We start from the raw sequence: 25,702 nt of genomic DNA, 5'->3' as shown, positions 1-25,702 counted from the left end.
CGACGGCCCGCGCCGCGACGCCCTCGAACGCCGCGCCCGCGCGCTGCCCGCGCTCCCCGGCGGCGTGCCGTCGGTCCACTTCACCGGCTTCATCAGCGAACGCGACCGCGTCGCGCGGCTGCTGGCCACCGCCGACGTGTCCCTGGCGCCCGGCCCGCACGAGACCTTCGGCCTCGCCGCGCTGGAAGCGCTGGCGGCGGGCACCCCCGTCGTCGCCAGCCGGTCCTCCGCCCTGGCCGACATCGTCACCGGCGATTGCGGGGCGGTAGCTGAAGACCGTCCGCGCGCCTTCGCCGAGGCCGTCACCGACGTCCTCGCCCGGCCCGCCGCGGGCAGGCGCCGGGCCGCCCGCCACCGCGCCGAACAGTTCCCCTGGCCCGCCGCCGTCACCGGCATGCTCGACGTGTTCGTGTTGTGATCGTGGAGCGCCGGCGCGCTCGACGGGGCGGCCGCGACCGTCGCTGCGGGGCGGGGCCTCCTCGGGATCGGCCCGTGGTGTTGCGTGGGTGGGGTGTTCTCGGGGTCAACCGTTCTGGCGGGCCGGTGGTGGGTGGCTGCCCCCACTCGGGGTCGTGGTCGCCCGGGTGACAGGTGTCGGCGCGGACTAGGTGCAGTCGGGGACGCAGCCCGCCGGTTTCGCCTGGCCGTTGAGCTGCACGTCGAGGACGCGGGCGCCGGGGCCGTCGGCGCCGAGCCGGTCGTTCTCGTTGACCAGTTTGCAGCTGCCCATGGACAGGCAGCCGCAGCCGATGCAGCCGGTGAGGTTGTCGCGCAGCCTGGTCAGCTGGGTGATGCGGTCGTCGAGGTCCTCGCGCCAGGTGGTCGAGAGGGTCTCCCAGTCGCGGCGGGTGGGGGTGCGGCCCTCGGGCAGCCGGTCGAGGGCGGCGCGGATCTCCGAGAGCGGGATCCCCACCCGCTGCGAGATCCGGATGAAGGCGACCCGCCGCAAGGTCTCGCGCGCGTACCGGCGTTGATTGCCGCTGGTTCGACGACTCGATATGAGACCTTCCCGTTCGTAGAAGTGCAACGCGGAGACTGCAACTCCACTACGCTCGGAGAGCTGACCCGGGGTCAGCTCCTTGGTTCGCCAGTCGGCTGTCGTCATCGACACTCCTCCCACTTCACCTGAACAATACTTCAGGTTTGTTTCCGGTGTGCGGAAATCCACGACACCGGAATGCGCACGTCGGCGGTGTCCCCGAGCACCGCACCGATTACCGTCACATCCATGGGAACTGACGCCGACTCCCGCCTGGCCGTCACCTCCGAGGTGGGCAGGCTGCGCACGGTGCTGCTGCACCGTCCTGGCGACGAACTGCGCAGACTCACCCCGAGCAACAACGACCAGCTCCTCTTCGACGGTATCCCGTGGGTGGAGCGTGCCCAGGCCGAACACGACGCATTCGCGGCATTGTTGCGCGACCGCGGCGTCGAGGTGCTGCTGCTGGCCGACCTGCTCGCCGAGACTTTGTCGGTCAGCGGCGCCGCGCGCATCCAGGGCATCTCGGCCGCGGTCGACGCGCGCAGGCTCGGCCACCGCCTCGCCGAACAGCTGGCCGCCGCGCTGCGCGGCGTCGAGGCCCGTGAACTCGCCGACATCCTCATGGCCGGTATGACTTTCGACGAACTGCCGTTCGGTCCCGACGCGACCTCGCTGGTGCGCCGGATGCACCACGGCGCGGACTTCGTCATCGACCCGTTGCCGAACCTGCTGTTCACCAGGGACTCGTCGTTCTGGGTCGGCCCCAAGGTCGCCATCACCTCGCTCGCCCTGCCTGCCCGGGTCCGCGAGACCTCGCTGACCGACCTGGTCTACGCCTTCCATCCGCGCTTCCTCGGCGTGCGCCGCGCCTACGAATCCCACACCGCCCCCATCGAGGGCGGCGACGTGCTGCTGCTCGCCCCGGGCGTCGTCGCGGTCGGCGTGGGGGAGCGGACGACGCCAGCGGGCGCGGAAGCCCTGGCGCGCAGCCTCTTCGACGACGACCTCGCCCACACGGTGCTGGTGGTCCCGATCGCGCAGAACCGGGCGACCATGCACCTGGACACCGTGTGCACCATGGTCGACGTGGACGCGGTCGTGATGTATCCCGGCGTGCGGGACACGCTGCGCGCCTTCACCATCCGCCGCGAGGACGGCTTCGGGGGGCGGGACGGCGCCGAGCGGATCTCGCTCAGCGGCCCCGAACCGTTCCTGCCCGCGGCCGCGCGGGCCATGGGCATCGACGCGCTGCGCGTGATCGACACCGGCCGCGACGGCGTGACCGCCGAACGCGAGCAGTGGGACGACGGCAACAACACCCTGGCGCTGGCGCCGGGGGTCGTGGTGGCCTACGAACGCAACGAGATGACCAATTCCCGGCTGGCCGACGCGGGGGTGGAGGTGCTGACCATCTCGGGGTCCGAACTGGGCTCCGGCCGCGGTGGCCCCCGCTGCATGTCGTGCCCGCTGTCGCGAGACGGACTGTGAGGAAGCATGTTCGAGATCGAGGTGTCGGCCGATTCGCCCGTCCCGCCCTACGAGCAGCTGCGCGCCTCGGTGCTGCGGCAGGTCCGCGAGGGGACGCTGACCGCGGGCACCAAGATCCCGACGGTGCGCGCGCTGGCCGCCGAGCTGGGGCTGGCGCCGAACACGGTGGCGCGCGCGTACCGGGAACTCGAGTCCGACGGGGTGCTCGAGACGCGGGGCAGGCAGGGCTCGTTCATCGCGGCCTCCGGCGACCCCACCCGCGACGCGGCGGGCCGCGCGGCACACGGCTACGTCGAGGCGGTGCGCAGGCTCGGGCTCGACGACGAGGCCGCCCTGAGCTACATCAGGGACGCGCTGGAGGCGTCACCGCCAGCTGGGTAGCCACAGGTGGTCCTGCCAGCTGGCCGGGGTGATCGGGTTGCCGGTGAGGATCGGCCACAGCCAGATGAAATTGGCGACCACCAGGCCCAGATAGATGCTCACGACCAGCAGCCCGAGGGCGTAGCGCTCGTTGACCGGCGCGGGCAGATACATGCCGTTGGGGGTGCGCGGGATACCCGCGGGCCGTGCGGTGCCGAGGATGTCGCCCAGCACCAGCGCCACCGCCATCACCAGGAACGGCGCCAGCACGACCGCGTAGAAGTAGTACATCTGGCGGTCCAGGGTCAGGAACCAGGGCAGCAGGCCCGCGCCGTAGCCGACGAGCACGGCCGCGTAGCGCCAGTCGCGGCGGGTCACCGTGCGCCAGATCGCCCAGCCGAGCACCGGCAGCGCCACCCACCACAGCGCCGGCGTGCCGATGGCCATGACCGCGCGGACGCACGGCCCCTCCCCGCAGCCGGTGCCGCTGTCGGCGTAGTAGTAGAGCATCGGGCGCAGGCCCATCGGCCAGGTCCACGGCTTGGATTCCCACGGGTGGTGGTTGCCCGCCGAATTGGTCAATCCGGCGTGGAACTGCAGCGTCTCGCCGTGGTAGTACCACAGCGCGCGCAGCCCCTCGGGCACGAAGGAGAACGGGCCGCCGGTGCCGACCTGATTGCCGACGGCGTGCCGGTAGACCCCGTCCTCGCTGGCGAACCACGCCGCGTAGGTCCCCAGGTACACCAGCAGCGGGATGACGACGAGCGCGTAGAGCGCGGGGCCGACGTCGCGCAGCAGCGTGCCGGCCCAGGGCCTGCGCACCCCGTACGCGCGGCGGGCGGCGACATCGAAGGCCACGCACATCAGCCCGAAGAACATGATGAAGTACACGCCCGACCACTTGGTGCCGCAGGCCAGCCCGAGCAGCACGCCCGCGCCGAACCGCCACCAGCGCACGCCGAGCCTGGGTCCCCAGGGGGACAGCCCCGTGCGCCCGGCCAGGTCGGCGGTGGCCATGCGCTGCCGTATCTCGTCGCGGTCGACGAGGAGACAGCCGAAGGCCGCGGTCACCAGCAGCGCCATGAAGATGTCGAGCATGCCGATGCGCGAGGAGACGAAGGTGAGCCCGTCGACGATGAGCAGGATCCCGGCGAACGCGCCGATGAGCGTCGAGCGGGACATCCGGCGCACGATCCGGATCACCAACAGGACCAGCACCGTGCCCGCCAGGGCCGCGGAAACCCGCCAGCCCCAGGCGTTGTAGCCGAACACCGCCTCGCTGAGGGCGATGAACTGTTTGCCGACCGGGGGGTGCACCACCAGCCCGTAGGCGGGGTTGTCCTCGACACCGCCGCCGGTCAGCATCTGCCACGCCTGCGGCGCGTAGTGCTTCTCGTCGAACACCGGGGTGCGCGCGTCGGTGGGGGAGTTGAGGTTGAAGAACCGGGTCAGCGCGGCGACGAGCGTGAGGACTCCGGTGACCGCCCAGCCGCGCGCGGTGTCGAGGGGGCCGAAATCGGGCGCGGGACGCAGCGGGGCGGGGCTCGTCCACGCGGGGACGGCCCGCGCCGGGGGCAGCGCGCGCGGGTCGGTCACCTGGGTCACGGCCACGATCGTATGCGGTCGCCCGACCCCGGCCGCACAGCGGCAAGACCGTTCGGGCGATTGCGCAGCTCGCGCGGCGCGGCGGATAGGGTGGCGGCGGATCCCGGCGCGAAGGAGAACACGGTGGCAGCAGGCAGGCTCGTGCTGGCGGCGACGCCGATGGGCGACATCGGCGACGCCTCGCAGCGGCTGCGCGACGCGCTCGGCACCGCCGACGTGGTCGCCGCCGAGGACACGCGCCGCACGCGGTCGCTGGCGAAGGCGCTCGGGGTGGAGATCACCGGCCGGGTGGTGAGTTTCTACGACCACGTGGAGACCGCCCGGATCCCGCAGCTGCTCGACGACATCGCGGCCGGGCAGACGGTGCTGCTGGTGACCGACGCGGGCATGCCCTCGGTCAGCGACCCCGGTTACCGGCTCGTCGCGGCGGCCGTCGAACGCGACCTGGCGGTCACCTGCCTGCCCGGCCCCTCGGCGGTGACCACGGCGCTGGCGCTGTCGGGCCTGCCGGTGGAGCGGTTCTGCTTCGACGGTTTCGCCCCGCGCAAGGGCGGCCAGCGCCGGGAGTGGCTGCGCACCCTGGCCGCCGAGCCGCGCGCCTGCGTCTTCTTCGAGGCGCCGCACCGGCTGGCCGACTGCCTGGCCGACGCGGTCGCGGTGCTGGGGCCCGGCCGGCGCGCGGCCGTCTGCCGGGAACTGACCAAGACCTACGAGGAGATCGTGCGCGGCACGCTCGGCGAGCTCGCGGAGTGGGCGGTAGAGCACGCGCGCGGCGAGATCACGGTGGTGCTCGCGGGCGCCCACCCGGCGTCGGCCGATCCCGCGGAACTGGTCGGCGAGGTGGAGACCCTGGTCGCGAGCGGACTGCGGCTCAAGGACGCGTGCGGGGAGGTCGCCGCGGCCAGGGGCGTCTCGCGCCGCGAGCTCTACGACGCGGTGCTGGCCGCCCGGTCCGTCTGAGTCCTACAGCCCGAGCCGGCCGGTGCAGGCGGGCCAGGCGCCCCAGCCCTGCCGGGCGCGGGTGACCTCGGCGATGGCGATCTGCTCCTCGCGGGTGGCCAGGTCGGCGCGGGGCGCGTACTTGAGCCCGCCCTGGCGTTCCCAGGTGCTCTGGTCGAACTGGATGCCGCCGTAGTAGCCGTTGCCGGTGTTGATGGACCAGTTGCCGGTGGACTCGCAGCGGGCCAGCGCGTCCCAGATCGCGCCGTCGCGGACCGGCGGCACCTCGGTGCCCGGCTTGGCGCCCTTGCGCACGGTCTTCGGCTCGGCCGGGACCTTCACCACCGAGGCGACCGGCGTCCGGCTCTGCTCGGCGCCGTTGACCATCAGGACGTCGAAGGTGACGTCGTGCACGCCCGGGACGCCGGGGCTCTCCACGATGGTGCGGCTCATGTTGAGCGAGGGGTCCTCGATGACGTTCTCGGCCGGGTCGAGCGGCAGGGTCTCGGTGCGCTTCTCGATCCGCTTGCGGGTGACCTCCACGCGCAGGCCGTCGGTGACCGGCGTGTTCGCGGCGGGGACGGCGACGTCCTGCTCGAGCAGCGGGACCCCGGCCGCCGCCAGGAACTCGCCGATGGTCGGGGCCGCGAGGCGGAGGTCGACCGGTGCGGCGCCGCCGTCGGACAGCGTGATCGTGTGCGGGCTGACCACGGCGAGGGCGGCGCCGGTGAGCGGCAGCTTCTCGGTGCGGGTCGGCAGCACGTGGGTGTCGGCGGGGATCTGCATCTGCTCGAGGGCTTCGCCCGCGGTCAGGCCGGTGGTCCACACGGTGCGGGTGGCGCCGTCGACCGAGACGGTGATCTCGCGGCCGCGGTTGAGGGTGATGACGGCCCCGTCGCCGACCGTCGCGCCCGCCGGGGGCACCACCTTGTCGTGGCCGGACAGCTCGAACCCTGCGTCGGCGAGGATCGACTTCACGTCACCGGCGAAGGTGGTGACCTCGGTGCGCTCGCCGTCGACGACCAGCGCCACGGTCTTGTGGGTGCCGATCGCGGTGGCCGCACCGACGATGAGCGTCAGCAGCACTCCGGCCACCGCGAGATACAGCAGTGGCGAGCGAGCCGAGTTGATCCGCGCGAAAGCCGACATGGTTACAGAACGATAACGAGTCGGACGACGCTCGACAACCGCCGGGCGCCCGAACAGCGGGATCGCAGATCACGATTCGATCACGACGGGCCTGGATGGTTACGGCGGCGGGTAATCGAGTGATCTCTCTCACAACGCGCTGTCCAGCCCCCTTGCCGGAGGAAATGCCGGACGGATGATCAAATTCCGTAGACCCGCCGGGCATTCGCGGCGGTGATCTTCGCCAGGTCCGCCGGATCCTGTTCCCGGAGTTCGGCCAGCGCGCGCACGGTATAGGGCAGGCAATAGGACTCGTTCGGCGCGCCCCGGTACGGATGCGGGGTCAGGTACGGGGCGTCGGTCTCCACGAGAATCGCCTCGTCGGGGACCAGTTTCGCCGCCTCGCGCAGCTCGTGGGCGTTGCGGAACGAGACCGTGCCGGAGAAGCTGAGCACGTACCCCTCCGCCACGCAGCTGAGCGCCATATTCGCGTCCGACGAGAAACAATGGAACACAACGGTTTCCGGGGCGCCTTCGTCCAGCAGCACGGTCAGCAGATCGTGATCGGCCTCGCGGTTGTGGATCATCAGGGGTTTGCGCGTCTGCTTGGCCAGTTCGATGTGCCAGCGGAAACCCTCGATCTGGGTTTCGATGTCGGCGCAGCCCTCGAGTTTGCCCGGCCAGTAGTAATCCAGACCCGTTTCCCCGATCGCCACGACGCGCGGGTCGGCCGCCAGCCGGGTCAATTCCGCCTTCGCGTGCTCGTCGAGGGCGTCGGCCCGGGTCGGGTGCAGGGCGACCGCCGCGTAGACGCGCGAATCCCAGTGCGCCGCCCGCACCGCCCACTGCGCGGCGGCCAGGTCGTCGGCCACCGTGACGATCTGTCCGACACCGACCGAGGCGGCCCGGTCCACGATCACCTTCGTCGACTCGGCGTCGGTCGCGCCGCACGCGTCGAGATGGGTGTGCGCGTCCACCAGCGGGGACAACAGGGGCGGCAGCGGCGGCGCCTCCCGCTTCGCGCTCATCGCCGCGCTCCCGAGGTCGTCACGGGCATCTTCGTTCGAGGCTGCACAGGCACGGCCATTACAGTAGCGACGTGCCCGCCTTCTACCTCACCACTGCCATCGCGTACCCGAACGGTGCCCCGCACATCGGGCACGCGTACGAGTACATCTCGGCCGACGCCCTGGCCCGCTTCAAGCGCCTGGACGGCTTCGACGTGTTCTTCATGACCGGCACCGACGAACACGGCCAGAAGATGCAGCAGACGGCGGCGACCGAGGGCATCCCGGTCCAGGAACTGGCCGCGCGCAACTCCGACGTGTTCGAGGCACTCGACAAGGCCCTCGACATCTCCTACGACCGCTTCATCCGCACCACCGACGCCGACCACCACGAGGCCTGCGTCGCGCTGTGGGAGCGGATGTCGGCCGCGGGCGACATCTACCTGGGCAACTACGCCGGCTGGTACTCCGTGCGCGACGAGGCCTTCTACACCGAGGAGGAGACCACCCTCCTCGACGACGGCAGCCGCGTGTCCACCGAGACCAACACCCCGGTCACCTGGACCGAGGAGTCCAACTACTTCTTCAAGCTCTCGGAGTACCAGGACCGGCTGCTCGCCTTGTACGAGGAACATCCGGAGTTCATCGCGCCCGCGACCCGGCGCAACGAGATCGTCAGCTACGTCAAGGCCGGGCTCAAGGACCTGTCGATCTCGCGCACCACCTTCGACTGGGGCATCCCCGTACCCGGGCACCCCGATCACGTGATGTACGTGTGGGTCGACGCGCTCACCAACTACCTCACCGGTGTCGGCTACCCGAACACCGAGGGCGAGGCGTTCCGGAAGTACTGGCCCGCCGACCTGCACATCATCGGCAAGGACATCACGCGGTTCCACACCGTGTACTGGCCCGCCTTCCTGATGTCGGCCGGCATCGAGCTGCCCGAGCGGGTCTTCGTGCACGGCTTCCTGTTCAACAAGGGCGAGAAGATGTCCAAGTCGGTCGGCAACGTGGTCGACCCGCTGGAACTGGTGCAGACCTACGGCCTCGACCAGGTGCGCTTCTTCCTGCTGCGCGAGATCTCCTACGGCCAGGACGGCAGCTACAGCCACGAGGCCATCGTCGGCCGGATCAACGCCGACCTGGCCAACGAGTTCGGCAACCTGGTGCAGCGCAGCCTGACCATGGTCAACAAGAACTGCGACGCCGTCGCGCCGACGCCCGGCGAGTTCACCGAGGACGACCGCGCGCTGCTCGACCGCGCGGGCGGCCTGCTCGAGCGCTGCCGGGCCGAGTTCGACGCCCAGCAGATGCACCTCGCGCTGGAGGCGATCTGGCTGACCCTCGGCGAGACCAACCGGTACTTCTCGGCCAACGCCCCCTGGGCGCTGCGCAAGTCCGGCACGCCCGAGGACCTGGCGCGCATGGCGACCGTCCTCTACGTCACCCTCGAGGTCTGCCGGATCGTGGCCATCCTGGTCCAGCCGGTCATGCCCGGCGCCGCCGCCAAGATCCTCGACCTGCTCGGCCAGGAGGGCCGCACGTTCGCCGACATCGCCACCCCGCTGGTGCCCGGCATCGCGCTGCCCGCGCCGGAGCCGGTCTTCCCGCGGTACGTGGAGCCGAAGGAATAGCGACGATCCGCTCGCCGGGCGGGCCTGACCGCGCGACCCGGCCCGGCTGACCGCATCGACCCGTCTTCCGTCGCCGCCCTCCCGGCGTGGTGCCCGTCGTGGCCCGCGCGCCGGGGGTAGCGTGCTCCCGGATTCGCGCCGGGCGTCGCGTCGGCCCGCCCGGCTTCGTCGTCGGAGACGGGCAGGTGCGGTTGTGCGGGCGGTACTGGTGTGGTCGATGGCGGCGGTGGTGCTCGCCGGTGGGGTCCTGCTCGGGTCGCCGGCGGCGCGGGCCGCCGCGCCGGGGGAGCTGATCGGGCTGGAACCGCGGCCCGACGGGTTCCACGGGGTGTCGGGCGGCTACGTGGTCGACTACTGGACCGCCGACGGCCGGGGCGGATCGGCTCCCGCCAGCGGGGCGTTCTACGTGCCGCCGGGGGAGCCGCCCGCGGGCGGCTGGCCCGTCATCGCGTACGACCACGGCACCACCGGCCTCGGGCCGGGATGCGGTGGGCAGTCCGATCCGGCCGGCGCGCCGTACCGCGAATCCCAGGACGCCCAGGACGTTTTCGTGCGGCACCTGCTCGACCGGGGTTTCGCCGTCGTGGCGCCGGACTACCTCGGCCTCGGCCGGTTCGACACCGGCACGCACCCCTACCTCGGCATCGACACCGAGGCCACCGCCACCATCGACCTGCTGCGCGCGGTGCGCTCGCGGCGCCCGGACCTGTCGGCGACCTGGGCGGCGGCCGGGATGTCGCAGGGCGGGCAGGCGGCGCTCGGCACGGGGCACCGGCAGGCGACCTACGCGCCGGAGCTCGACTTCCGGGGGACCATCGCGCTCGATCCCGAATCCGATGTGGAGAAGGTCGCCACGCTGCTCGGCCCGGTCCCGTCGGTCTTCGACGGCAACAGCGACATCATGAGCTTCGCCGCGGGCATCCTGGCGGGCCTGCGCGCGGCGCACCCGGAGGCCGAGGTCGACAGCTACCTGACCTCGCGCGGGCGCGCGGTCCTCGACACCATCGGCGAGCTGTGCCTGGACGGCATGATCGAGGCGGTCACCGGGCTCGGGTTCCCCGATCTGCTCGCGCGCCCGCTGTCCACCGAGCCGATCCGGTCCGTGCTGGATCGCTACATGCGGGTGCCGACCGCGGGCTACGACGCGCCGATCCTGCTGCTGGCCAACGCCGCCGATGTCACCGTGCCGTCGCCCCTGCATGCCGCGCTCGCCGCGCAATTCGTCGCGGGCGGCGTCGACTTCGCGACGGTGGTCGGCACGGGCAGGCACTGTGCGATGGATCCGGCCATGTGGGCGGCCGTCGACGACTTCCTCGCGCGCCGGTTCTGACGCGCGATACCGGCGGGTAACTGTACGATCGTCCAGGAGATTCGCCGGTCGAAAGGACCCCCGATGTCGCTGTCCGGACGGGCCGCCGTCACCCTCGCCGCCGCCGTCGCGGCGCTGTTCCCGCTGACCGCCGCGCCCGCCGCCGCCGAATCGCCCGGCGCGGTGATCGTGGTCGAGCCGCGTCCGGCCGGCTGGCACGGCCAGGATCGCGGCGCGGTGATCGACTACTGGACCAGCGATTCCGCCGGCGTCGCCCGTCCGGCCAGCGGCGCGGTCTTCCTGCCCGAGGGCGAGGCGCCCGCGAACGGCTGGCCGGTCATCGCCTACGACCACGGCACCTCCGGCCTCGGCCCCGGCTGCGGCGGCCAGTCCGAGCCCGACAGCGCCCCCTTCGCCGCGAGCCGCGGCAGCGAGGACGCGCTGATCGGCAGCCTGGTCGATCGCGGCTACGCGGTGGTCGCCCCGGACTACCTCGGCCTCGGCCGTTTCGACACCGGACCGCACCCCTACCTGGAGGTCGCCACCGAGGCCGGCGCCACGATCGACCTCGTGCGGGCCGCCCGCGCCGCGCACCCGGAGCTGTCGCGCACGTGGACCGTGGTCGGTGTCTCGCAGGGCGGGCACGCCGCGCTGAGCACCGCGCACGCGCAGGCCGCCGCCGCGCCCGACCTGGACTTCCGCGGCACCGTGGCCATCGACCCCGCCTCCGACCTGGAGAAGCTGCTGCCCATCGCCGGGCCGGGCACCCCGTCCCTGCCGGGCCTCACCGGCCCGACCACCGGCTTCGTCGTCAGCATCCTGGCCGGGCTGCGCGCCGCGCGCCCCGACGCCCAGGTCGACACCTACCTGACCCCCGAGGGCCGGGCCCTCGTCGACGGCGCGACGGGCCGGTGCCTGGACGCGATCATCCGCGACGCGGGCGACCGCACCCTCGGCGACATCCTCGCCCGCCCGCTGGCCGACGGCCCGCTGCCCGCCGCGATCCGCGACTACATGGCCCTGCCGAGCGGCGGCTACGACGCGCCCGTCCTGTTGCTGCTCAACGCCACCGACTCCGTCGTACCCTCCCCGCTGCACGGCGCGCTCGCGGTCCAGCTGGCCGCGGCCGGCACCGACGTGCGGGTCGTGCCGGGCACCGGCAAGCACGGCGCGCTGGACCAGCGCATGCGCGAGGCGCTCCACGGCTTCGTCGCCGAACGCAACGCCGTCCCGCCGCGCCGCTGACCCGCACCGGCGGGTTGGTAGGTTCATCCGGTGCCCGAACCTGATTCCCCCTTCCGCGGCGAGGCCGCGCTGCTCGGTCCCGCCGAGGTGCGGACGCTGGCCGAGCGGTTCGGCGTGCGGCCGACCAAACAGCTCGGCCAGAACTTCGTGCACGACGCGAACACGGTGCGCCGCATCGTCACCGCGGCCGGGGTCGGGTCCGGCGACACCGTCGTGGAGGTCGGTCCCGGCCTCGGCTCCCTGACCCTCGCGCTGCTCGACGTGGTCGAGCGCGTGGTCGCCGTCGAGATCGACCCGGTGCTGGCCGCCGCGCTGCCCGGCACCGTCGCCGACCGGGCGCCCGGCCTCGCCGGGCGCCTGACCGTGGTGGAGGCCGACGCCATGCGGGTCGGCGCGGACCGGATCCCGGCCGAGCCGACCGCGCTGGTCGCGAATCTGCCCTACAACGTGGCGGTTCCGGTGCTGCTGCACCTGCTGGCCGAACTGCCGAGCATCGCGGTGTCGCTGGTGATGGTGCAGGCCGAGGTCGCCGACCGCCTCGCCGCCGAACCGGGCAGCCGGGTCTACGGCGTGCCGAGTGTGAAGGCCGGGTTCTTCGGCCGGGTCCGCCGCGCCGGGCACGTGGGCACCCAGGTGTTCTGGCCGGTGCCCCGCGTCGAGTCCGGCCTGGTCCGCATCGACCGCTACGCCGAGCCGCCCTGGCCGACCGACGCCGAGCACCGCAAGCGCGTCTTCGAGGTGGTCGACGCCGCGTTCGCCCAGCGTCGCAAGACCCTGCGCGCCGCCCTGTCCGGCTGGGCCGGTTCCCCCGCCGAGGCCGAACGCCGCCTCGTCGCCGCGGGCATCGACCCCACGGCCCGCGGCGAAACCCTGGACACGGCCGCCTACGTGCGGCTGGCCGCCCAGGCGTGAGGGTCACGGCCGGCACCAGGGCCACGGCCGGCACCGTCGTGAGCCGACTGGTCGGTGTATGAGTCACGGCGGCAAACCCGACCACCACGGGCCGACCCCGAGGAGGCCCCGCCGCGCAGCGGCGGTCGCGGCCGCCCCGACGAACAGAGTCCCGACCCCATGCGGCGCAGCCGCGAGGATCGGGACTCTGTTCGTCGGGGCACCAAGGGCCGCGACTCGAGCGCGCCAGCGCTCCATCAACCGGGCGACTCGAGCGCGCCAGCGCTCCATCAACCGAGCGCGTACCCGGCTTCGTCCACGGCGGCCGCGACGGCGGAGTCGGCCAGCTCGCCGGTGCTGTCGACGGTGACCCGGCCGCTGGCCAGGTCGACGTCCACGCTGGTGACGCCGTCGATCTTGCCGATCTCCTGCTTGACCGAGCCGACGCAGTGGCCGCAGGTCATCCCGGTGACGGTGTAGGTGGTGGTGGCCATGGCCCGCTCCTTCTCATTCATACGGTCCGGGGGTATCCCCGCTGGGATCGAACATACCCCCCACGGGTACTTTGCGCAAGCGCCTCGGCCGCCGATTGTCGTGCGCACCGGTTAGGCTTTGCCACCGTGCTGTCTGTTGTGCCGAGCCCGGTGGTCGTGCGCGCTCCGTCCAAGGTGAACCTGCATCTGGGTGTCGGTGATCTGCGCCCGGACGGCTATCACGACCTCACCACGGTGTTCCAGGCCCTCTCCCTCGGGGACGACCTCCAGCTCGCGCCCGCGGCCTCGCTCGCGGTCCGGGTCACCGGCGAGGGCGCCGCCGAGGTGCCCACCGACCGCACGAACCTGGTGTGGAAGGCCGCGGTGCGCCTGGCGCATCTGGCGGGCCGCGCGCCGCTCGTGGAGATCGCCATCACCAAGGGTATTCCGGTCGCGGGCGGCATGGCGGGCGGCAGCGCCGACGGCGCCGCCGCGCTGGTCGGCCTCAACGAGCTCTGGGACCTCGGCCTGAGCCGCGACGAACTGGCCGCCGTCGCCGCCGAACTGGGCTCCGACGTCCCCTTCGCCCTGCACGGCGGCACCGCCCTCGGCACCGGCCGCGGCGAGCGGCTGCTGCCGGTCCTGTCGCGCAACACCTTCCACTGGGTGCTCGCCCTCGCCAACGGCGGCCTGTCCACCCCCGCGGTGTTCGGCGAGCTGGATCGGCTGCGGGCGGAGGGCGACCCGCCCCGCGTCGGCGATCCGCAGGCGCTCATGCAGGCGCTCGCCGGCGGCGACCCGAAAACCCTCGCGCCCCTGCTCGGCAACGACCTGCAGGCCGCGGCCCTCTCCCTGAAACCCGAACTGCGGCGCACGCTGCGGGCCGGGGTCGGCGCGGGCGCGCTGGCCGGGCTGGTGTCCGGGTCGGGCCCGACCTGCGCGTTCCTCTGCGAGTCCGAGGACGCCGCCGTCGCCGTCGCCGCCGAACTCGCGGGAGCGGGCGTGTGCCGCAGCGTGCGCACCGCCAGCGGCCCCGTGCCCGGCGCGCGGGTACTCGGCGAGCCGCAGCCCAAGCGCTGAACGCACCGCCCGAGGGCGGTCCCGCGGCGATGAGTAGGCTCGAACGGCCGAAGAGTCACTGCTGGAAGGCGGGCGAGCTACCCCGATGTCGAACCTGATCAACCTCGAACAGGTCTCCAAGAGTTTCGGCGTGAAACCCCTGCTGGACAGTGTGTCCCTGGGCGTGCACGCCGGCGAACGGATCGGCGTCGTCGGTCTCAACGGCGGCGGCAAGACCACGCTGCTCGAGGTGCTCACCGGGCTGGAGGAGCCCGACGCGGGACGGGTCAGCCGGCTGGGCGGGCTGCGGATGGCCGTGGTCACCCAGCGCGGGTCGCTGCCCGAGGACGCCACGGTCGGCGCCGCGGTGCTGGCCGGCCTGGCCGACGACCACGCCACCACCGACGTCGCCGAGCACGTGTGGGCCGCCGACCCGCGCATCCGCTCCATCCTCGACGGCATCGGCATCGCGAACCTCGGTTTCGACGCGCGGGTGGCGAACCTGTCCGGCGGCGAGCGCCGCCGGGTCGCGCTGGCCGCCGCGCTCGTGCGCGAACTCGACCTGCTCGTGCTGGACGAGCCGACCAACCACCTCGACGTCGAGGGCGTGCAGTGGCTCGCCGAGCACCTGCTCCAGCGGCGCAGCGCGCTGGTCGTGGTCACCCACGACCGCTGGTTCCTCGACACCGTCGCCACCCGCACCTGGGAGGTCGTCGGCGGCAGGGTCGAGACCTACGAGGGCGGCTACGGCGACTGGATCTTCGCCCGCGCCGAACGCGCCCGCCAGGCCGACGCCACCGAGGCCCGCCGCCAGAACCTGGCGCGCAAGGAGCTGGCCTGGCTGCGGCGCGGCGCCAAGGCCCGCACCTCCAAGCCGCGCTACCGGGTGGAGGCCGCCGAGGCGCTCATCGCCGACGTGCCGCCGCCGCGCGACAGCGTGTCGCTGGCCGCCTTCGCCCGCAAGCGGCTCGGCCGGGTCGTCGTCGAACTCGAGGACGTCACCCTGACCACGCCCGACGGCCGCACCCTGGTCTCCGACCTCACCTGGCGGCTGGCGCCCGGCGAACGCGTCGGCCTGGTCGGTGTCAACGGTTCGGGCAAGACCACGCTGCTGCGCGCCCTCTCGGGCGACGCCGACCTGGCCGCGGGCAAGCGCGTCCAGGGCCAGACCGTCCAGATCGGCTGGCTGCGTCAGGAACTCGACGACCTGCCCACCGACCTGCGCGTGCTGGAAGCCGTACAGCAGGTGGCACAGCGCATCACGCTCGGCGACAAGGAGATCTCGGCCGGCCAGCTCGCCGAGCGGCTGGGCTTCACCCCTGCCCGCCAGCGCACCCCGGTCGGGGACCTGTCCGGCGGTGAACGCCGCAGGCTCCAGCTGACCCGCATCCTGATGGCCGAGCCCAACGTCCTGCTGCTCGACGAGCCGACCAACGATCTCGACATCGACACCCTGCAGCAGCTCGAGGACCTGCTCGACAACTGGGCGGGCACCCTCGTCGTCATCAGCCACGACCGCTACCTGGTCGAACGCATCTGTGACTCCACCTGGGCGCTGTTCGGCGACGGCAAGCTCACCAACCTGCCCGGCGGCATCGACCAGTACCTGACCAAGCGCGCGGGCCTGAGCGCCGCCGCCCAGGCCAAGCCCGCCGCGAAACCGGCCGCCGCCGCCACCGATTCGGCCGCCTACCGGGCCGCCCGCAAGGAACTGACCCGCCTGGAACGCGCGATCGACAAGCTCACCGAACGCGAGGACAAGCTCCACGCCGCCCTGGCCGATGCCGCGACGGACCCGGAGAAGCTGGTCACCCTCGGCGCCGAGCTCAAGCAGGTCACCGCGGAGAAGGAAGCGGCCGAGGAACGCTGGATGGAACTCGCCGAGGACGCCTGAGCGCCCGGATGCGGTGGCGCCGCGTCACCGCATCCGCCGGCGCTACACGCTCTCCCGGCCGGTGTTGTCGACGACGACCGGGAGGCAGGCGCCGACGAAGTCCGTGCCGAACTCGGTCAGCACGATGCTGCGGTAGCTCACCTTGGTGCCGAAGCCGGCGCGTTTGAGCGCGGTCCGCACGTGCTCCTGTGCCTCGATGAGCTGGTATCGGTGCGGGTTGTCGACCGGTTCGCGGATGGTCTCGATCAGGCCGAGCCTGCGCAGGTTCGGCAGGTACTGCGGCACCCGGTTGGGGAAGCGCAGCCCGGCGTGCTCGCCGATCATGGTGACGCCGGACAGCAGCCGGTCCGACCCGAAGGCGCGCTGCCGACCGGTGCGCACGTCGATGGCGGGCTGCGGGCCCGCCACGTGCAGGAAGCGCAGGATGCGCGCCTCGTCGGGCGTCAGTTCGGTGAGGATGCCGGGGTAGGCGGGGTGGATGTCGGAGGTCGCGGCGTGCGTGCTCGCCGACAGGCGCAGCAGTTCGGCGCCCTGTTCGCGCAGGGTGGGGGTGTCCGTGCCGGGGGCGTCCCGGGTGGTCGGCAGGCCGAGCGCGACGCGCAACCGGTCGCGGACCTCGGTCTCGGCCTCGGCCAGCACGTCGGCGGGCGGCGCCCCGGCGATGCTGCCGCGCAGCACGGTCACGGTGACACCGAGGGCGGTGTCGAGGGTCCACAGCGTCATGCCGGAGGCGGCGGTGAGCGCGACCCGGGCCACGCCGGTGGCGGCCGCGACGGTGCGCAGGGGGGAGAGGGGGAAGCCGGGACGCGCGGTGGCGAGGTCGGGCGGCGGCACCGTGCGCCGCACCAGGTCGGTGGACGGGGTTGAATCGTCTATATCCATGTAGTCGCCACTCCTGTTCCGAAGACCAGGATGTGAGCGTATCCGGCGAGGAGGCCCAGCGCGCCGCCATGGACGAAAAGCAACCATTCGTCCTGTTTGATGGCCGAACGCAGCATGTCCACGAAGTCGTGCGGTGACAGGGCGGACATTTGCCGGGCGATGTACTCGTTGACCTGTTTGCCCTGCTGGAGGTTGAAGTCCGGGTCGGCGAAGGCCATCGGCGCGATGCTCATGGCCTCGGCGGTCAGCGTGGACTGCAGCGAGTCGTACTCGCGGCTGCCCAGCATGAACTTCACCGCGGGCCGCGCCGGGCCGAGGGCGCGGTCGGCCGCCGGACGGAGGGTGTCCTCGAGCATCTGCAGGGTGCGGTCGGAGCGGGGGCCGTTGAGCAGTTCGTCGCCGATGTTGGCGACCGTGACCACCTCGGTCGACACCAGCTCGGCGTAGCCGGCGGTGATCTCGGGCTGGCGCTTGATCAGCAGCCCCTGCCGCCACGGGCACCACCACTTCGGCGTCGCGGGCGCGAAGATCATGTTGATGCCGACCCAGTTCACCACCCAGCCGATGATGATGCCGCCGACCGGCAGCACGACCAGCGGCGACCAGCCGGTCAGGTGGAGGGCGGCGACGAGCACCAGGCCGCACGGGGCGCCGAAATAGAAGCCGAAATTCTGCATGAATCGCAGTTCCTTGGCGCCGAGCACCTGGAACAGCTGGTTGAGCAGCTGCGGGCGGGCCTGGAAATAGCGGATCACCATCTGCTTGACGTCGAGCAGCTGATCGATATTGGTGCCGAGTTCGGTGGTGAGTTCGTGGAGGATCTCGGGCAGTTGCTGGCGGACCCGCTGGTGCACCATTTCCCGCACCTGGGTCGGCAGGTTGTACCAGAGCTGGGGGTGCTCGCGGCGGAGGATCACCTCGACGATGTCGCGGATCTGGGCGTCGGCGACCTCGGCGAGATGGCCCGCCAGTTTGTCGGGCTCGAGTTCGCGATAGAAATCGGAAACGCTGCCGAGCTTGGCCAGCCCTTTGTCCACGGCGATGGAGGCCATCTTGTCCGCGCGGGAGGGGACGATGCCCTGCCAGCCGATGCGGCCGTCGTAGGACAGCAGCGGCAGGACCTGGATGCGCTTGGGCAGGAAGGGGAACAGCGCGCGCAGGCCCGGTAGTTTCACGCCGTGGAACTTGATCGGCTGGAACAGCATCAGAATGCCGGTCCAGTTGGTGATGTAACCGATCACGCCTGTGAAAAGCGGAATGGTCAAAATCTCCAGCAAGAGCGTCGGATGGACTCCGAACACACTCTCCAACACGACACCCTCCTGCCGATATCCGGTGACCGCCGCCTCACCGGCAAACCAAAATTAGCACCCCCGCGGCGAGGTGACCCTACTGTGAGGTGCGCAACGAGGTCCATTCGTGGTGGGTCAGGACACAGGGTAGTGTCTGAGACATCAGTCACAGAACCAGCCCGCGATGCCGACTTCGACTGAGCGAGTCGGAACAATGACCACCACCACATCTTCGTGACAACCGACAACGGGGCGCGCCAGGGGGGCGTGTTGCCGGTGCTGCGCGCGGAGGGTGGCCGGGCAATAATTCTGTGAGCGGCCGTTCACCTGTGAGACCTTCGGAGTAGACGTGACAGACGACAGGACCGGACAGGACCTGGCTCGTGCCGGTACCCGCGCCGTCGAGCGCAGCTCGGATGTGGAGCAGCGGCAGATCAGCAACGAGGCGCGGCTGATCCGCGGTGTCTTCCGGGCGGCGGGGCTGGCCGCCGGGACCGCGGTCCGCGGTGGTCAATGGGCCGTCGGCACCACCTACGAGGTCACCAGGGAACTGGCTCAGGCGGCGCTCGACGGCGAGTCCTCGGCCGAGATCGCCGAGCGCACCGGCAACGCGCTGCGGTCGATCGCGCGCAGCGCCCTCGGCGTCACCGAGGGGTCGGTCCGCGAGATCGTCAGCTACGTGCCGACGCCCAACGGCTCGACCCAGCAGGCCGTCACCGTCGGCCCGTACCTGCGCTCGGCCAGCACCGAGGACCTGCGCCGCCGCGGCGACGCGCTGCTCGCCCGCTCCGCCGACGTCTACTTCACCGAGGATGTGCACCCGGCCTACGACCGCATCCTCGACGAGATCGCCCCCGACGAGGCGCGCATCCTGCGGTTCATGGCGCTCAACGGCCCGCAGCCGTCGGTGGACGTGCGCACCAACCGGCCGCTCGGCATCGGTTCGGAGCTGGTCCAGGGCGACCTCACCTCGGTCCCCGAGCAGGCCGGTGTGCGCTACCCGGACCGGGCACGCTCCTACCTCATCAACCTCAACCGCCTCGGCCTCACCTACACCTCCGACGACCCGGTGGTGCTGAGCCGCTACATGGTGCTCGAAGTGCAGCCGGTGGTCGAGGACGCGCTCAAGAAGGCGGGCCGCGCCCCCAAGATCGTGCGGAAGAGCCTGCGGCTCTCGGAGTTCGGCGAGGACTTCTGCCGCATCTGCTTCACCATCGGTAGCTGAGACAGACGCGCGCCGCGCCCGATCGGTCACGGCAAGGTCTCATCGGTGATAGCGATCGGACACAGATCCCGCGCGCAGGTGTCTGCCGGTGGGATTGTGGAGAGTATGGATCGCAGGCACGGGTATCCAGATGTGACAACCGAGGAAGCGGCCGAGCGGCGGGAGGGCCCGCCGCCGGTGCTGCCCGAGATCGACGAGCCGCCGTTGGTGGCGGGCCACGACGCGGGCGCGGCGGCCGTGGAGAGCCACCCACCCCCCGAATCGGAGCAGGCCGACGAACCCGCCGCCGAGGCCGCCCCGCCCCGCCCGCCCATGGACGACGTCACCGCGATCCAGCGCCTGAAATACCGCTACCTGCGCTCCCTCGACACCAAGTCCTGGGACGAGTTCTCCGACACGCTGGTCCCCGAGGCCACCGCGACCTACAGCGAATACCTGCAGTTCGAGTCCCGTGAGGCCTTCCTGGCCTTCCTGCGCAACACCCTGGGCCCGCACGTCATCACCGAGCACCGCTGCGACCACCCCGAGATCGACGTCGACGGCGACACCGCGACCGGCACCTGGTACCTGGCCGACACCGTGCTCATCCCCGAACACAACATGCTCCTGCGCGGCGCCGCCTACTACGGCGACCGCTACCGCCGCTGCGAGGACGGGCAGTGGCGCATCACCCACACCGGCTACGAGCGCACCTACGAGGTGGTCGTCTCGCTCAGCGACGTGCCCAGCCTGCGACTGACGTCGAGCCGGTGGGGGCTCATCGCCCGCGAGAACCACATCGAACGGATCGAGACCGACCCCCGCTGATCGGCCGGCCGCGGTGTCTGGGTCGGTCGACCGCCCTCAATCGGCCGTCGCGACCAGCGGCTCCAGCGTCAGGTCCGGGTGTTCCTTCTCGATGTACTGCAGTCGCCATTTGTCGCTGAACAGCGCGAGCACCGCGCCGTCGGTCCGGGTGAACACCTCGACCCCGCGCTGCCGATCCAGTTCCGGCGCCGATTCGGCATCGGTCCGCCGCGCGAGGGTGTACGGCAGGAAATCCAGCTGCGTCTCCACATTGAATTCGGCCTGCATGCGCGCGGTCACCACTTCGAACTGCATCGGGCCGACCGCCGCGAGCACCGGCGAGGCGTCGCCGCGGGCGTCGTTGCGCAGCACCTGCACCACGCCCTCGGAATCGAGCTGATCGATGGCCTTGCGGAACTGCTTGTACTTTCCGGCGCTCTGCGCGCGCAGCGTCGCGAAGTGTTCGGGCGCGAAGCTCGGGATCGGCGGGAATTCCACCTTGCGATCCACGAACAGCGTGTGCCCCGGCGCCAGCGCGGTCGCGTTCACCAGGCCGACCACGTCGCCCGGATAGGCGGTGTCGACGGTGGACCGCTCCCGACCGAACACCGTCAGCGCGTATTTGGTGGCGAACGGACGCCCGGTCTGCGCGTGCGTGACGACCATGCCGCGCTCGAATTCCCCCGACACGATGCGCATGAACGCCAGCCGGTCCCGGTGCGCGGTGTCCATGCCCGCCTGCACCTTGAACACCACCGCGCTGAACGGGTCGCCGGTCTCGCGCGGCCTGCCCGCCACGTCGACGCGCGCGCCCGGCGCGGGCGCCAGCGCGACCAGCGTCTCGAGCAGCTGGCGCACCCCGAAGTTCAGCATCGCCGAGGCGTAGATGACCGGCGAGGTCTGGCCCGCCAGGAACAGCTCCTGATCGTGATCCTGGCCGGTCGCCGACAGCAGCTCGCTCTCCTCGGCCGCGGTCACCCACGCCTCGCCCTCGCGGGCCTCGGCCTGCTCCGGCGTCAGCGACTCCTCGGGCGCGATCGTCGCGCCACCCGCGGTCCGGGTGAAATGGATGTACTCCTCGGCCACGCCCTCCGGTCCACGCCGCAGCAGGCCGCGGAAGTCGCCGGCGATGCCCACCGGCAGGAACAGCGGCGTCGGCGTCAGCCCGATCCGCTCGCTGATCTCGTCGAGGAGTTCCAGCGGCGCCTGGCCGGGACGGTCCCACTTGTTGATGACGGTGATCACCGGGATGCCGCGGTGACGGCACACCTGGAACAGCTTGAGGGTCTGCGGCTCGAGGCCCTTGGCCGCGTCGATGAGCATCACCGCGGCGTCGACCGCGGTGAGCACGCGGTAGGTGTCCTCGGAGAAGTCGGAGTGGCCGGGGGTGTCGACCAGGTTGATGACGCTGTCCACGTCCGAGCCCGCGGCCCGGTAGTTGAACTGCAGCGCGGTCGAACTGACCGAGATGCCGCGCGCCTTCTCCATCTCCATCCAGTCCGACACGGTGGACTTGCGCCCGGCCTTGCCGTGGATGGCGCCCGCCTCGGAGATCATCCGCGCGTGCAGGGCCAGCGCCTCGGTCAGCGTCGACTTACCGGCGTCGGGATGGGAGATCACCGCGAATGTCCGGCGCCGGGCGACCTCCGCGGGCAGGCCGCGCGGGGTCGGAGCGGTCGCCGTCGCCTCGGATTCGCGCGCATCACCGGGCTCGGTCACGACTACTCCTGTGTCTTTCGGCGCCGCCGTCGGCGGCGCGGGGTCTGCGGCCGCGGCCGCAAACCCGGGTGGCCGGGCTCTGGGGGCACGCGATGTCGATTGCCCAGGTTACCGGGTCGGGTTTTTCCGGTTCTCGCGGCTCGAGGTACAGTGTTCGGGTTGTCTCGGCGAGGGTGAGTCGCTCATCTGCTCAGTGCGGACGGAGCGCGCTCACCGTGATCGACGCGGCGCGGCTTCCGGCCGTCCTCGTTCGTTCTTCGCCCGACGAGTAGACCGATCCCCGCTATGAGCGTGCCGCCCCCGCGCGAGCGCGCCGCCTGAGGGGAAACCAGTGACCAGCCCGGAACAGCCGTAGGAGCGTATTCGCATCATGTCCGACGTCAACCTGCTCGAAGCCGCCGTCCGCACCGAGTTCGGCAAGGGCGCGGCGCGCCGCACCCGCCGCGACGGCAACGTGCCCGCCGTGCTGTACGGCCACCAGGCCGAGCCGCAGCACCTGGCCCTGAACGCCCAGGCCTTCGCCGCCATCCTGCGCGAGCACGGCACCAACGCGGTGCTGAACCTGGTCATCGACGGCAAGCAGCAGCTGGCGCTCACCAAGTCGGTCGTGGTCCACCCGATCCGCCGCTACATCGAGCACGCCGACCTGCTGATCGTCAAGCGCGGCGAGAAGGTCACCACCGACGTCGTCGTCACCGTCACCGGCGACGCCGCCCCCGGCACCCTGGTCACCCAGGAAGCCACCACCCTGTCGGTCGAGGCCGAGGCCCTGAACATCCCCGAGACCATCGAGGTCTCCGTCGAGGGTGTCGAGGCCGGCACCCAGATCCTGGCCGGCGCCCTCGCGCTGCCGTCGGGCGTGACCCTGGCCGGCGACGCCGAGGCCCTGGTCGTCAACGTGATCGCCGCCCCGTCGGCCGCCGAAGAGGCGACCGAGGGCGAGGGTGAGGCCGAGGCCGCCGAGGCCGAGTCCGCCGAGTAGTTGACCGCTGCTGCCGCCGGGCCCGCGCTCGTCGTCGGACTGGGTAACCCCGGACCCGAATACGAGCGCACCCGGCACAACGTGGGATTCCTGGTCGCCGATGTGCTCGCCGAGCGCGTCGGCGGCCGTTTCGCTGTGCACAAGAAGTCCGGCGCGGACCTGCTCCAGGCCCGGCTGGACGGCCGCCAGGTCCTGATCGCCAAACCGCGCACCTACATGAACCTGTCCGGCCGCCCGGTCGCGGCGCTGGCGAAGTTCTTCTCGGTGCCGCCGGACCAGATCGTGGTCGTCCACGACGAACTCGACCTGCCGTTCGGGGCGATCAAGCTCAAGCAGGGCGGCGGCGAGGGCGGCCACAACGGCCTGCGTTCGGTCTCGCAGGCACTCACCACCAAGGACTACGTCCGCACCCGCATCGGGATCGGCCGCCCGCCCGGCAGGCAGGACCCGGCCGACTTCGTGCTCAAGGCGTTCGCCGCGCCGGAGCGCAAGGAGGTCCCGGTCATCGTCGAGCAGGCCGCCGACGCCGTGGAACTGGTCCTGCGGGTCGGCCTCGAGGCCGCGCAGAACGCTCTGCATTAGGAGCTGTGTTGGTGGAGCGCTGGCGCGCTCGGGTCGCGGCCCTTCGGGCCCCGACGAAAAGAACCCCGATCCTCGTGGCTTCGCCCCTTGGGTCGGGGTTCTTTTCGTCGGGGCGGCCGCGACCGCCGCTTCGCGGCGGGGCCTCCTCGAGGTCGGCCCGTGGTGGTGCGGTTGGGGGCGGGCCTGTGGTGGTGCGGTCGAGTCGCGGCCGCCTCTTCGAGGTCGGCCCGTGGTGGTGCGATCGGGGCTGGCCTGTGGTGAGCGCTCGAGTCGCGGCCGCCTCCTGAGGGTCGGCCTGGTGGTGGTGCGATTGGGGCGCGCCTGTGGTGCGCGCTCGGGTCGGGGCCGCCTCCTGGGGGCCGACCGGTGGTGGTGCGGTCGTGGGCGAGCGTGTGGCGGTGCGCTCGAGTCCCCGCCGCCTCCTCGAGGTCGGCCCCGTGGTGGTGCGGTCGAGGACCGGTCCCGTGGGGTTCGGCCGGGGGGCGTGCTAGGCCCTGGCCCGGCCGGGCTACTCGGAGGGTGCCAGGGAGGCGCTCGCGGCCCGGCGGAGTTTGCCCGAGGACGTCTTCGGCAGGGCTCCGGGGCCGAGCACCGCGACGGTGCGCGGCCGCGCGCCGACCTCGGTGACCACCGCGTGCACGATCTCGCGTTCCATCCGCTTGACCTGCTCGGGGTCCTGGAAGTCGTTGGACTCCACGACGACCGCGAAGCTCTCCCGTTTCTGGCCCGCGTCCAGCCGGACCGCGACGGCGTTGCCGGGGCGCACCCCGGCGACCCGCATGGCGGCGCGTTCGATGTCGGTCGGGTAGATGTTGCGCCCGCCCATGATGATGACGTCCTTGACGCGGCCGCACACGACGATCAGGCCCTCGTCGGTGAAGTAGCCGAGGTCGCCGGTGTCGAGCCAGCCGTCGGCGTCCTGGGCGGGCCGGAACCCGTCGACGGTGACGTAGCCGGAGGTGACCGCGGGGCCGCGCAGTTCGATCACGCCGACGGTGCGGGTCGGCAGCGGCTGCCGTTCGGCGTCGACCACCCGGCCCTCGAGGTCGTCGACGAGGTAGCCGAGGGTGGGCAGCCGCCGCGGGGTGCCGTGATGGCCCTCGTCGGCGACCGGCACCGCCTTGCCGACCGCCTCGAGGAGGTCGGCGTCGACGATGTCGAGGACCTGGCCGTGCCCGGGGTCGGGGATGGACACGGCCAGGGTGGTCTCGGCCATGCCGTACACCGGGGTCAGCGCGGAGGAGTGCAGGCCGAAGGGCTTGCCCGCCTCGGCGAGGCCGTCCATGGTGTCGGGGTCGACCGGTTCGGCGCCGTTCCACATGTAGCGCACGCTGGACAGGTCGATCGAGCCCGGTTCGGCCTGACGCAACCGACGGGCCAGCAGCGAGTAGGCGAAATTCGGTGCGGCGGTGACGGTTCCGTTGTACTTGTCGATCAGCTCGGCCCACAGCAGCGGCCGGGCGAGGAAGTCGAGCGGCGTCACGCAGACCACCTCGGCGCCGAATTGCATGGGGACGCTGAGGAATCCGACCATGCCCATGTCGTGGAACAGCGGCAGCCAGCTGATCATCACGTCGTGATCGGTCTGGAACTTCACCCGGTTGAACATGGCGTAGGCGTTCACGTAGAAGTTGCCGTGGGTGATCCGGACCGCCTTGGGCGAGCCGGTCGACCCAGAGGTCAGCTGCTGCAGCGCGATATCGCTCTCGGTGGTCGGCAGCGGATCGGTGTCGGCGCCGTCGCGCAGGTCGTCGATGGTCAGGACCGTGATGCCGCGCTCGGCGAGGATGGGCGCGGCGGCCTCGAACGGGGCGCCGAGGATGACCGCGCGCGCCTCGATCATGTGCAGCACGGTCTCGGTGTCGCGGGCCCAGACCGCGAGGTCGGTGCGCGGGGTCGGCTGGTGCAGCATGGTCACCGAGCCGCCCCGCATCCAGACCGCCTGGCAGGCGGGGGCGATGTCGACCGGCATGCCGGCGAGGACGCCCACCGCGGCGCCGTGCCCGATCCCGCCGTCGGCGAGGCCGCCCGCCATCCGGCGGGCGATCTGGTGGATCTCGCCCCAGGTCTGCCGCACGGGCGCGGCGGGCTCGCCCGTGACCAGCCCGCGGCGGCTGGTCCGGGCGGTGGAGAACATTTCGTCGGTGAACCTGCTCAAGTCGGACTCCCCTTCGGAAACCTGCCAACTAGCGATTACGGTCCTGCACCCACTATCCC

23 protein-coding genes are annotated in these 25,702 nt (G+C 71.8%); 14 read left to right on the top strand and 9 right to left on the bottom strand.

The annotated features are described in order from the left end of the window. Positions 1–418, top strand: a 418-nt coding sequence (locus tag ON36_RS23110; RefSeq protein WP_043657426.1) for a glycosyltransferase, incomplete at its 5' end; no start/stop codon positions are given. 186 nt (positions 419–604) lie between these two features. Here the strand turns inward: ON36_RS23110 and soxR are convergent. Further along, positions 605–1,105, bottom strand: coding sequence for a redox-sensitive transcriptional activator SoxR (gene soxR / locus ON36_RS23105; RefSeq protein WP_043657486.1), 501 nt, complete (start codon positions 1,103–1,105; stop codon positions 605–607). A gap of 123 nt (positions 1,106–1,228) precedes the next feature. Between soxR and arcA the strand changes: the two genes are divergently transcribed. Both arcA and ON36_RS23095 read left to right on the top strand, forming a co-directional pair. Then, positions 1,229–2,470: an arginine deiminase gene (gene arcA / locus ON36_RS23100; protein WP_052314264.1), complete on the top strand. Its 1,242-nt coding sequence runs from the start codon at positions 1,229–1,231 to the stop codon at positions 2,468–2,470. A 6-nt stretch (positions 2,471–2,476) separates the two neighbouring features. After that, complete coding sequence (locus ON36_RS23095) at positions 2,477–2,851, top strand: GntR family transcriptional regulator (protein ID WP_043657424.1); 375 nt, start codon at positions 2,477–2,479, stop codon at positions 2,849–2,851. Here the strand turns inward: ON36_RS23095 and ON36_RS23090 are convergent. After that, positions 2,834–4,435 (bottom strand): dolichyl-phosphate-mannose--protein mannosyltransferase, encoded by a 1,602-nt coding sequence (locus ON36_RS23090; protein ID WP_043657481.1) that lies wholly within the window; start codon positions 4,433–4,435, stop codon positions 2,834–2,836. The two genes, ON36_RS23095 and ON36_RS23090, sit on opposite strands and share 18 nt — an antisense overlap. 123 nt (positions 4,436–4,558) lie before the next feature. On the opposite strand from ON36_RS23090, the gene rsmI reads away from it, so the two are divergent. After that, complete coding sequence (gene rsmI, locus ON36_RS23085) at positions 4,559–5,395, top strand: 16S rRNA (cytidine(1402)-2'-O)-methyltransferase (protein WP_281004894.1); 837 nt, start codon at positions 4,559–4,561, stop codon at positions 5,393–5,395. Positions 5,396–5,398: 3 nt separating this feature from the next. Here the strand turns inward: rsmI and ON36_RS23080 are convergent, their stop codons facing one another. Together ON36_RS23080 and ON36_RS23075 are read right to left on the bottom strand one after the other, a co-directional pair. Beyond that, positions 5,399–6,523, bottom strand: coding sequence for a resuscitation-promoting factor (locus tag ON36_RS23080; RefSeq protein WP_043657421.1), 1,125 nt, complete (start codon positions 6,521–6,523; stop codon positions 5,399–5,401). Positions 6,524–6,702: 179 nt separating this feature from the next. Beyond that, positions 6,703–7,530 carry a TatD family hydrolase gene (locus ON36_RS23075; protein ID WP_043657418.1) on the bottom strand — a complete coding sequence of 276 codons (828 nt, stop codon included), beginning with the start codon at positions 7,528–7,530 and terminating at the stop codon, positions 6,703–6,705. Positions 7,531–7,601: 71 nt separating this feature from the next. Between ON36_RS23075 and metG the strand changes: the two genes are divergently transcribed. The 4 genes from metG (at position 7,602) to rsmA (ending at position 12,612) form a co-directional block, all read left to right on the top strand. Continuing rightward, entirely contained in the window at positions 7,602–9,146 is a 1,545-nt protein-coding gene (gene metG, locus ON36_RS23070; RefSeq protein WP_245558170.1) for a methionine--tRNA ligase, read from the top strand. Positions 9,147–9,363: 217 nt separating this feature from the next. After that, positions 9,364–10,476, top strand: a complete 1,113-nt coding sequence (locus ON36_RS23065; protein WP_052314267.1) for a lipase family protein — start codon at positions 9,364–9,366, stop codon at positions 10,474–10,476. 63 nt (positions 10,477–10,539) lie between these two features. Continuing rightward, entirely contained in the window at positions 10,540–11,700 is a 1,161-nt protein-coding gene (locus ON36_RS23060; protein ID WP_043657412.1) for a lipase family protein, read from the top strand. Positions 11,701–11,730: 30 nt separating this feature from the next. Next, positions 11,731–12,612 carry a 16S rRNA (adenine(1518)-N(6)/adenine(1519)-N(6))-dimethyltransferase RsmA gene (gene rsmA / locus ON36_RS23055; protein WP_043657409.1) on the top strand — a complete coding sequence of 294 codons (882 nt, stop codon included), beginning with the start codon at positions 11,731–11,733 and terminating at the stop codon, positions 12,610–12,612. Positions 12,613–12,881: 269 nt separating this feature from the next. Here the strand turns inward: rsmA and ON36_RS23050 are convergent, their stop codons facing one another. Then, a complete protein-coding gene (locus ON36_RS23050; RefSeq protein WP_043657473.1) occupies positions 12,882–13,085 on the bottom strand; it encodes a heavy-metal-associated domain-containing protein in 204 nt (67 codons plus the stop codon). A gap of 126 nt (positions 13,086–13,211) precedes the next feature. Here ON36_RS23050 and ON36_RS23045 point away from each other — a divergent pair, with 126 nt between their 5' ends. Both ON36_RS23045 and ON36_RS23040 read left to right on the top strand, forming a co-directional pair. Then, positions 13,212–14,144 (top strand): 4-(cytidine 5'-diphospho)-2-C-methyl-D-erythritol kinase, encoded by a 933-nt coding sequence (locus ON36_RS23045; protein ID WP_043657406.1) that lies wholly within the window; start codon positions 13,212–13,214, stop codon positions 14,142–14,144. 85 nt (positions 14,145–14,229) lie between these two features. Then, entirely contained in the window at positions 14,230–16,017 is a 1,788-nt protein-coding gene (locus ON36_RS23040; RefSeq protein WP_043657403.1) for an ABC-F family ATP-binding cassette domain-containing protein, read from the top strand. 42 nt (positions 16,018–16,059) lie between these two features. Here ON36_RS23040 and ON36_RS23035 read toward each other — a convergent pair whose 3' ends face one another. Beyond that, positions 16,060–16,899, bottom strand: coding sequence for an Abi-alpha family protein (locus tag ON36_RS23035; RefSeq protein WP_052314263.1), 840 nt, complete (start codon positions 16,897–16,899; stop codon positions 16,060–16,062). Beyond that, on the bottom strand, positions 16,890–18,140 hold the full coding sequence (locus ON36_RS23030) for a DUF445 domain-containing protein (RefSeq protein ID WP_245558168.1): 1,251 nt from the start codon (positions 18,138–18,140) through the stop codon (positions 16,890–16,892). Before ON36_RS23030 ends, ON36_RS23035 begins: the two co-directional genes overlap by 10 nt. Positions 18,141–18,540: 400 nt before the next feature. Here ON36_RS23030 and ON36_RS36360 point away from each other — a divergent pair, with 400 nt between their 5' ends. Both ON36_RS36360 and ON36_RS23020 read left to right on the top strand, forming a co-directional pair. Beyond that, positions 18,541–19,416, top strand: a complete 876-nt coding sequence (locus ON36_RS36360) for an Abi-alpha family protein (RefSeq protein ID WP_083885324.1) — start codon at positions 18,541–18,543, stop codon at positions 19,414–19,416. Positions 19,417–19,728: 312 nt separating this feature from the next. Next, a complete protein-coding gene (locus ON36_RS23020; protein ID WP_052314266.1) occupies positions 19,729–20,223 on the top strand; it encodes a nuclear transport factor 2 family protein in 495 nt (164 codons plus the stop codon). Between the two features lie 36 nt (positions 20,224–20,259). Here the strand turns inward: ON36_RS23020 and ON36_RS23015 are convergent, their stop codons facing one another. Beyond that, a complete protein-coding gene (locus ON36_RS23015; protein ID WP_043657399.1) occupies positions 20,260–21,921 on the bottom strand; it encodes a peptide chain release factor 3 in 1,662 nt (553 codons plus the stop codon). 370 nt (positions 21,922–22,291) lie between these two features. On the opposite strand from ON36_RS23015, the gene ON36_RS23010 reads away from it, so the two are divergent. After that, complete coding sequence (locus ON36_RS23010) at positions 22,292–22,903, top strand: 50S ribosomal protein L25/general stress protein Ctc (protein ID WP_043657398.1); 612 nt, start codon at positions 22,292–22,294, stop codon at positions 22,901–22,903. Continuing rightward, the gene (pth, locus tag ON36_RS23005; protein ID WP_043657396.1) at positions 22,904–23,485 is read left to right on the top strand and encodes an aminoacyl-tRNA hydrolase; all 582 of its coding nucleotides are present in this window, start codon (positions 22,904–22,906) and stop codon (positions 23,483–23,485) included. A gap of 508 nt (positions 23,486–23,993) precedes the next feature. Here pth and ON36_RS23000 read toward each other — a convergent pair. After that, positions 23,994–25,643 (bottom strand): fatty acyl-AMP ligase, encoded by a 1,650-nt coding sequence (locus ON36_RS23000; RefSeq protein WP_043657393.1) that lies wholly within the window; start codon positions 25,641–25,643, stop codon positions 23,994–23,996. Between the last annotated feature and the right edge of the window lie 59 nt (positions 25,644–25,702).

It is taken from the genome of Nocardia thailandica NBRC 100428 (assembly GCF_000308795.1).
Lineage (GTDB): Bacteria > Actinomycetota > Actinomycetes > Mycobacteriales > Mycobacteriaceae > Nocardia > Nocardia thailandica.
This window is presented reverse-complemented; position numbering and strand designations above follow the sequence as displayed.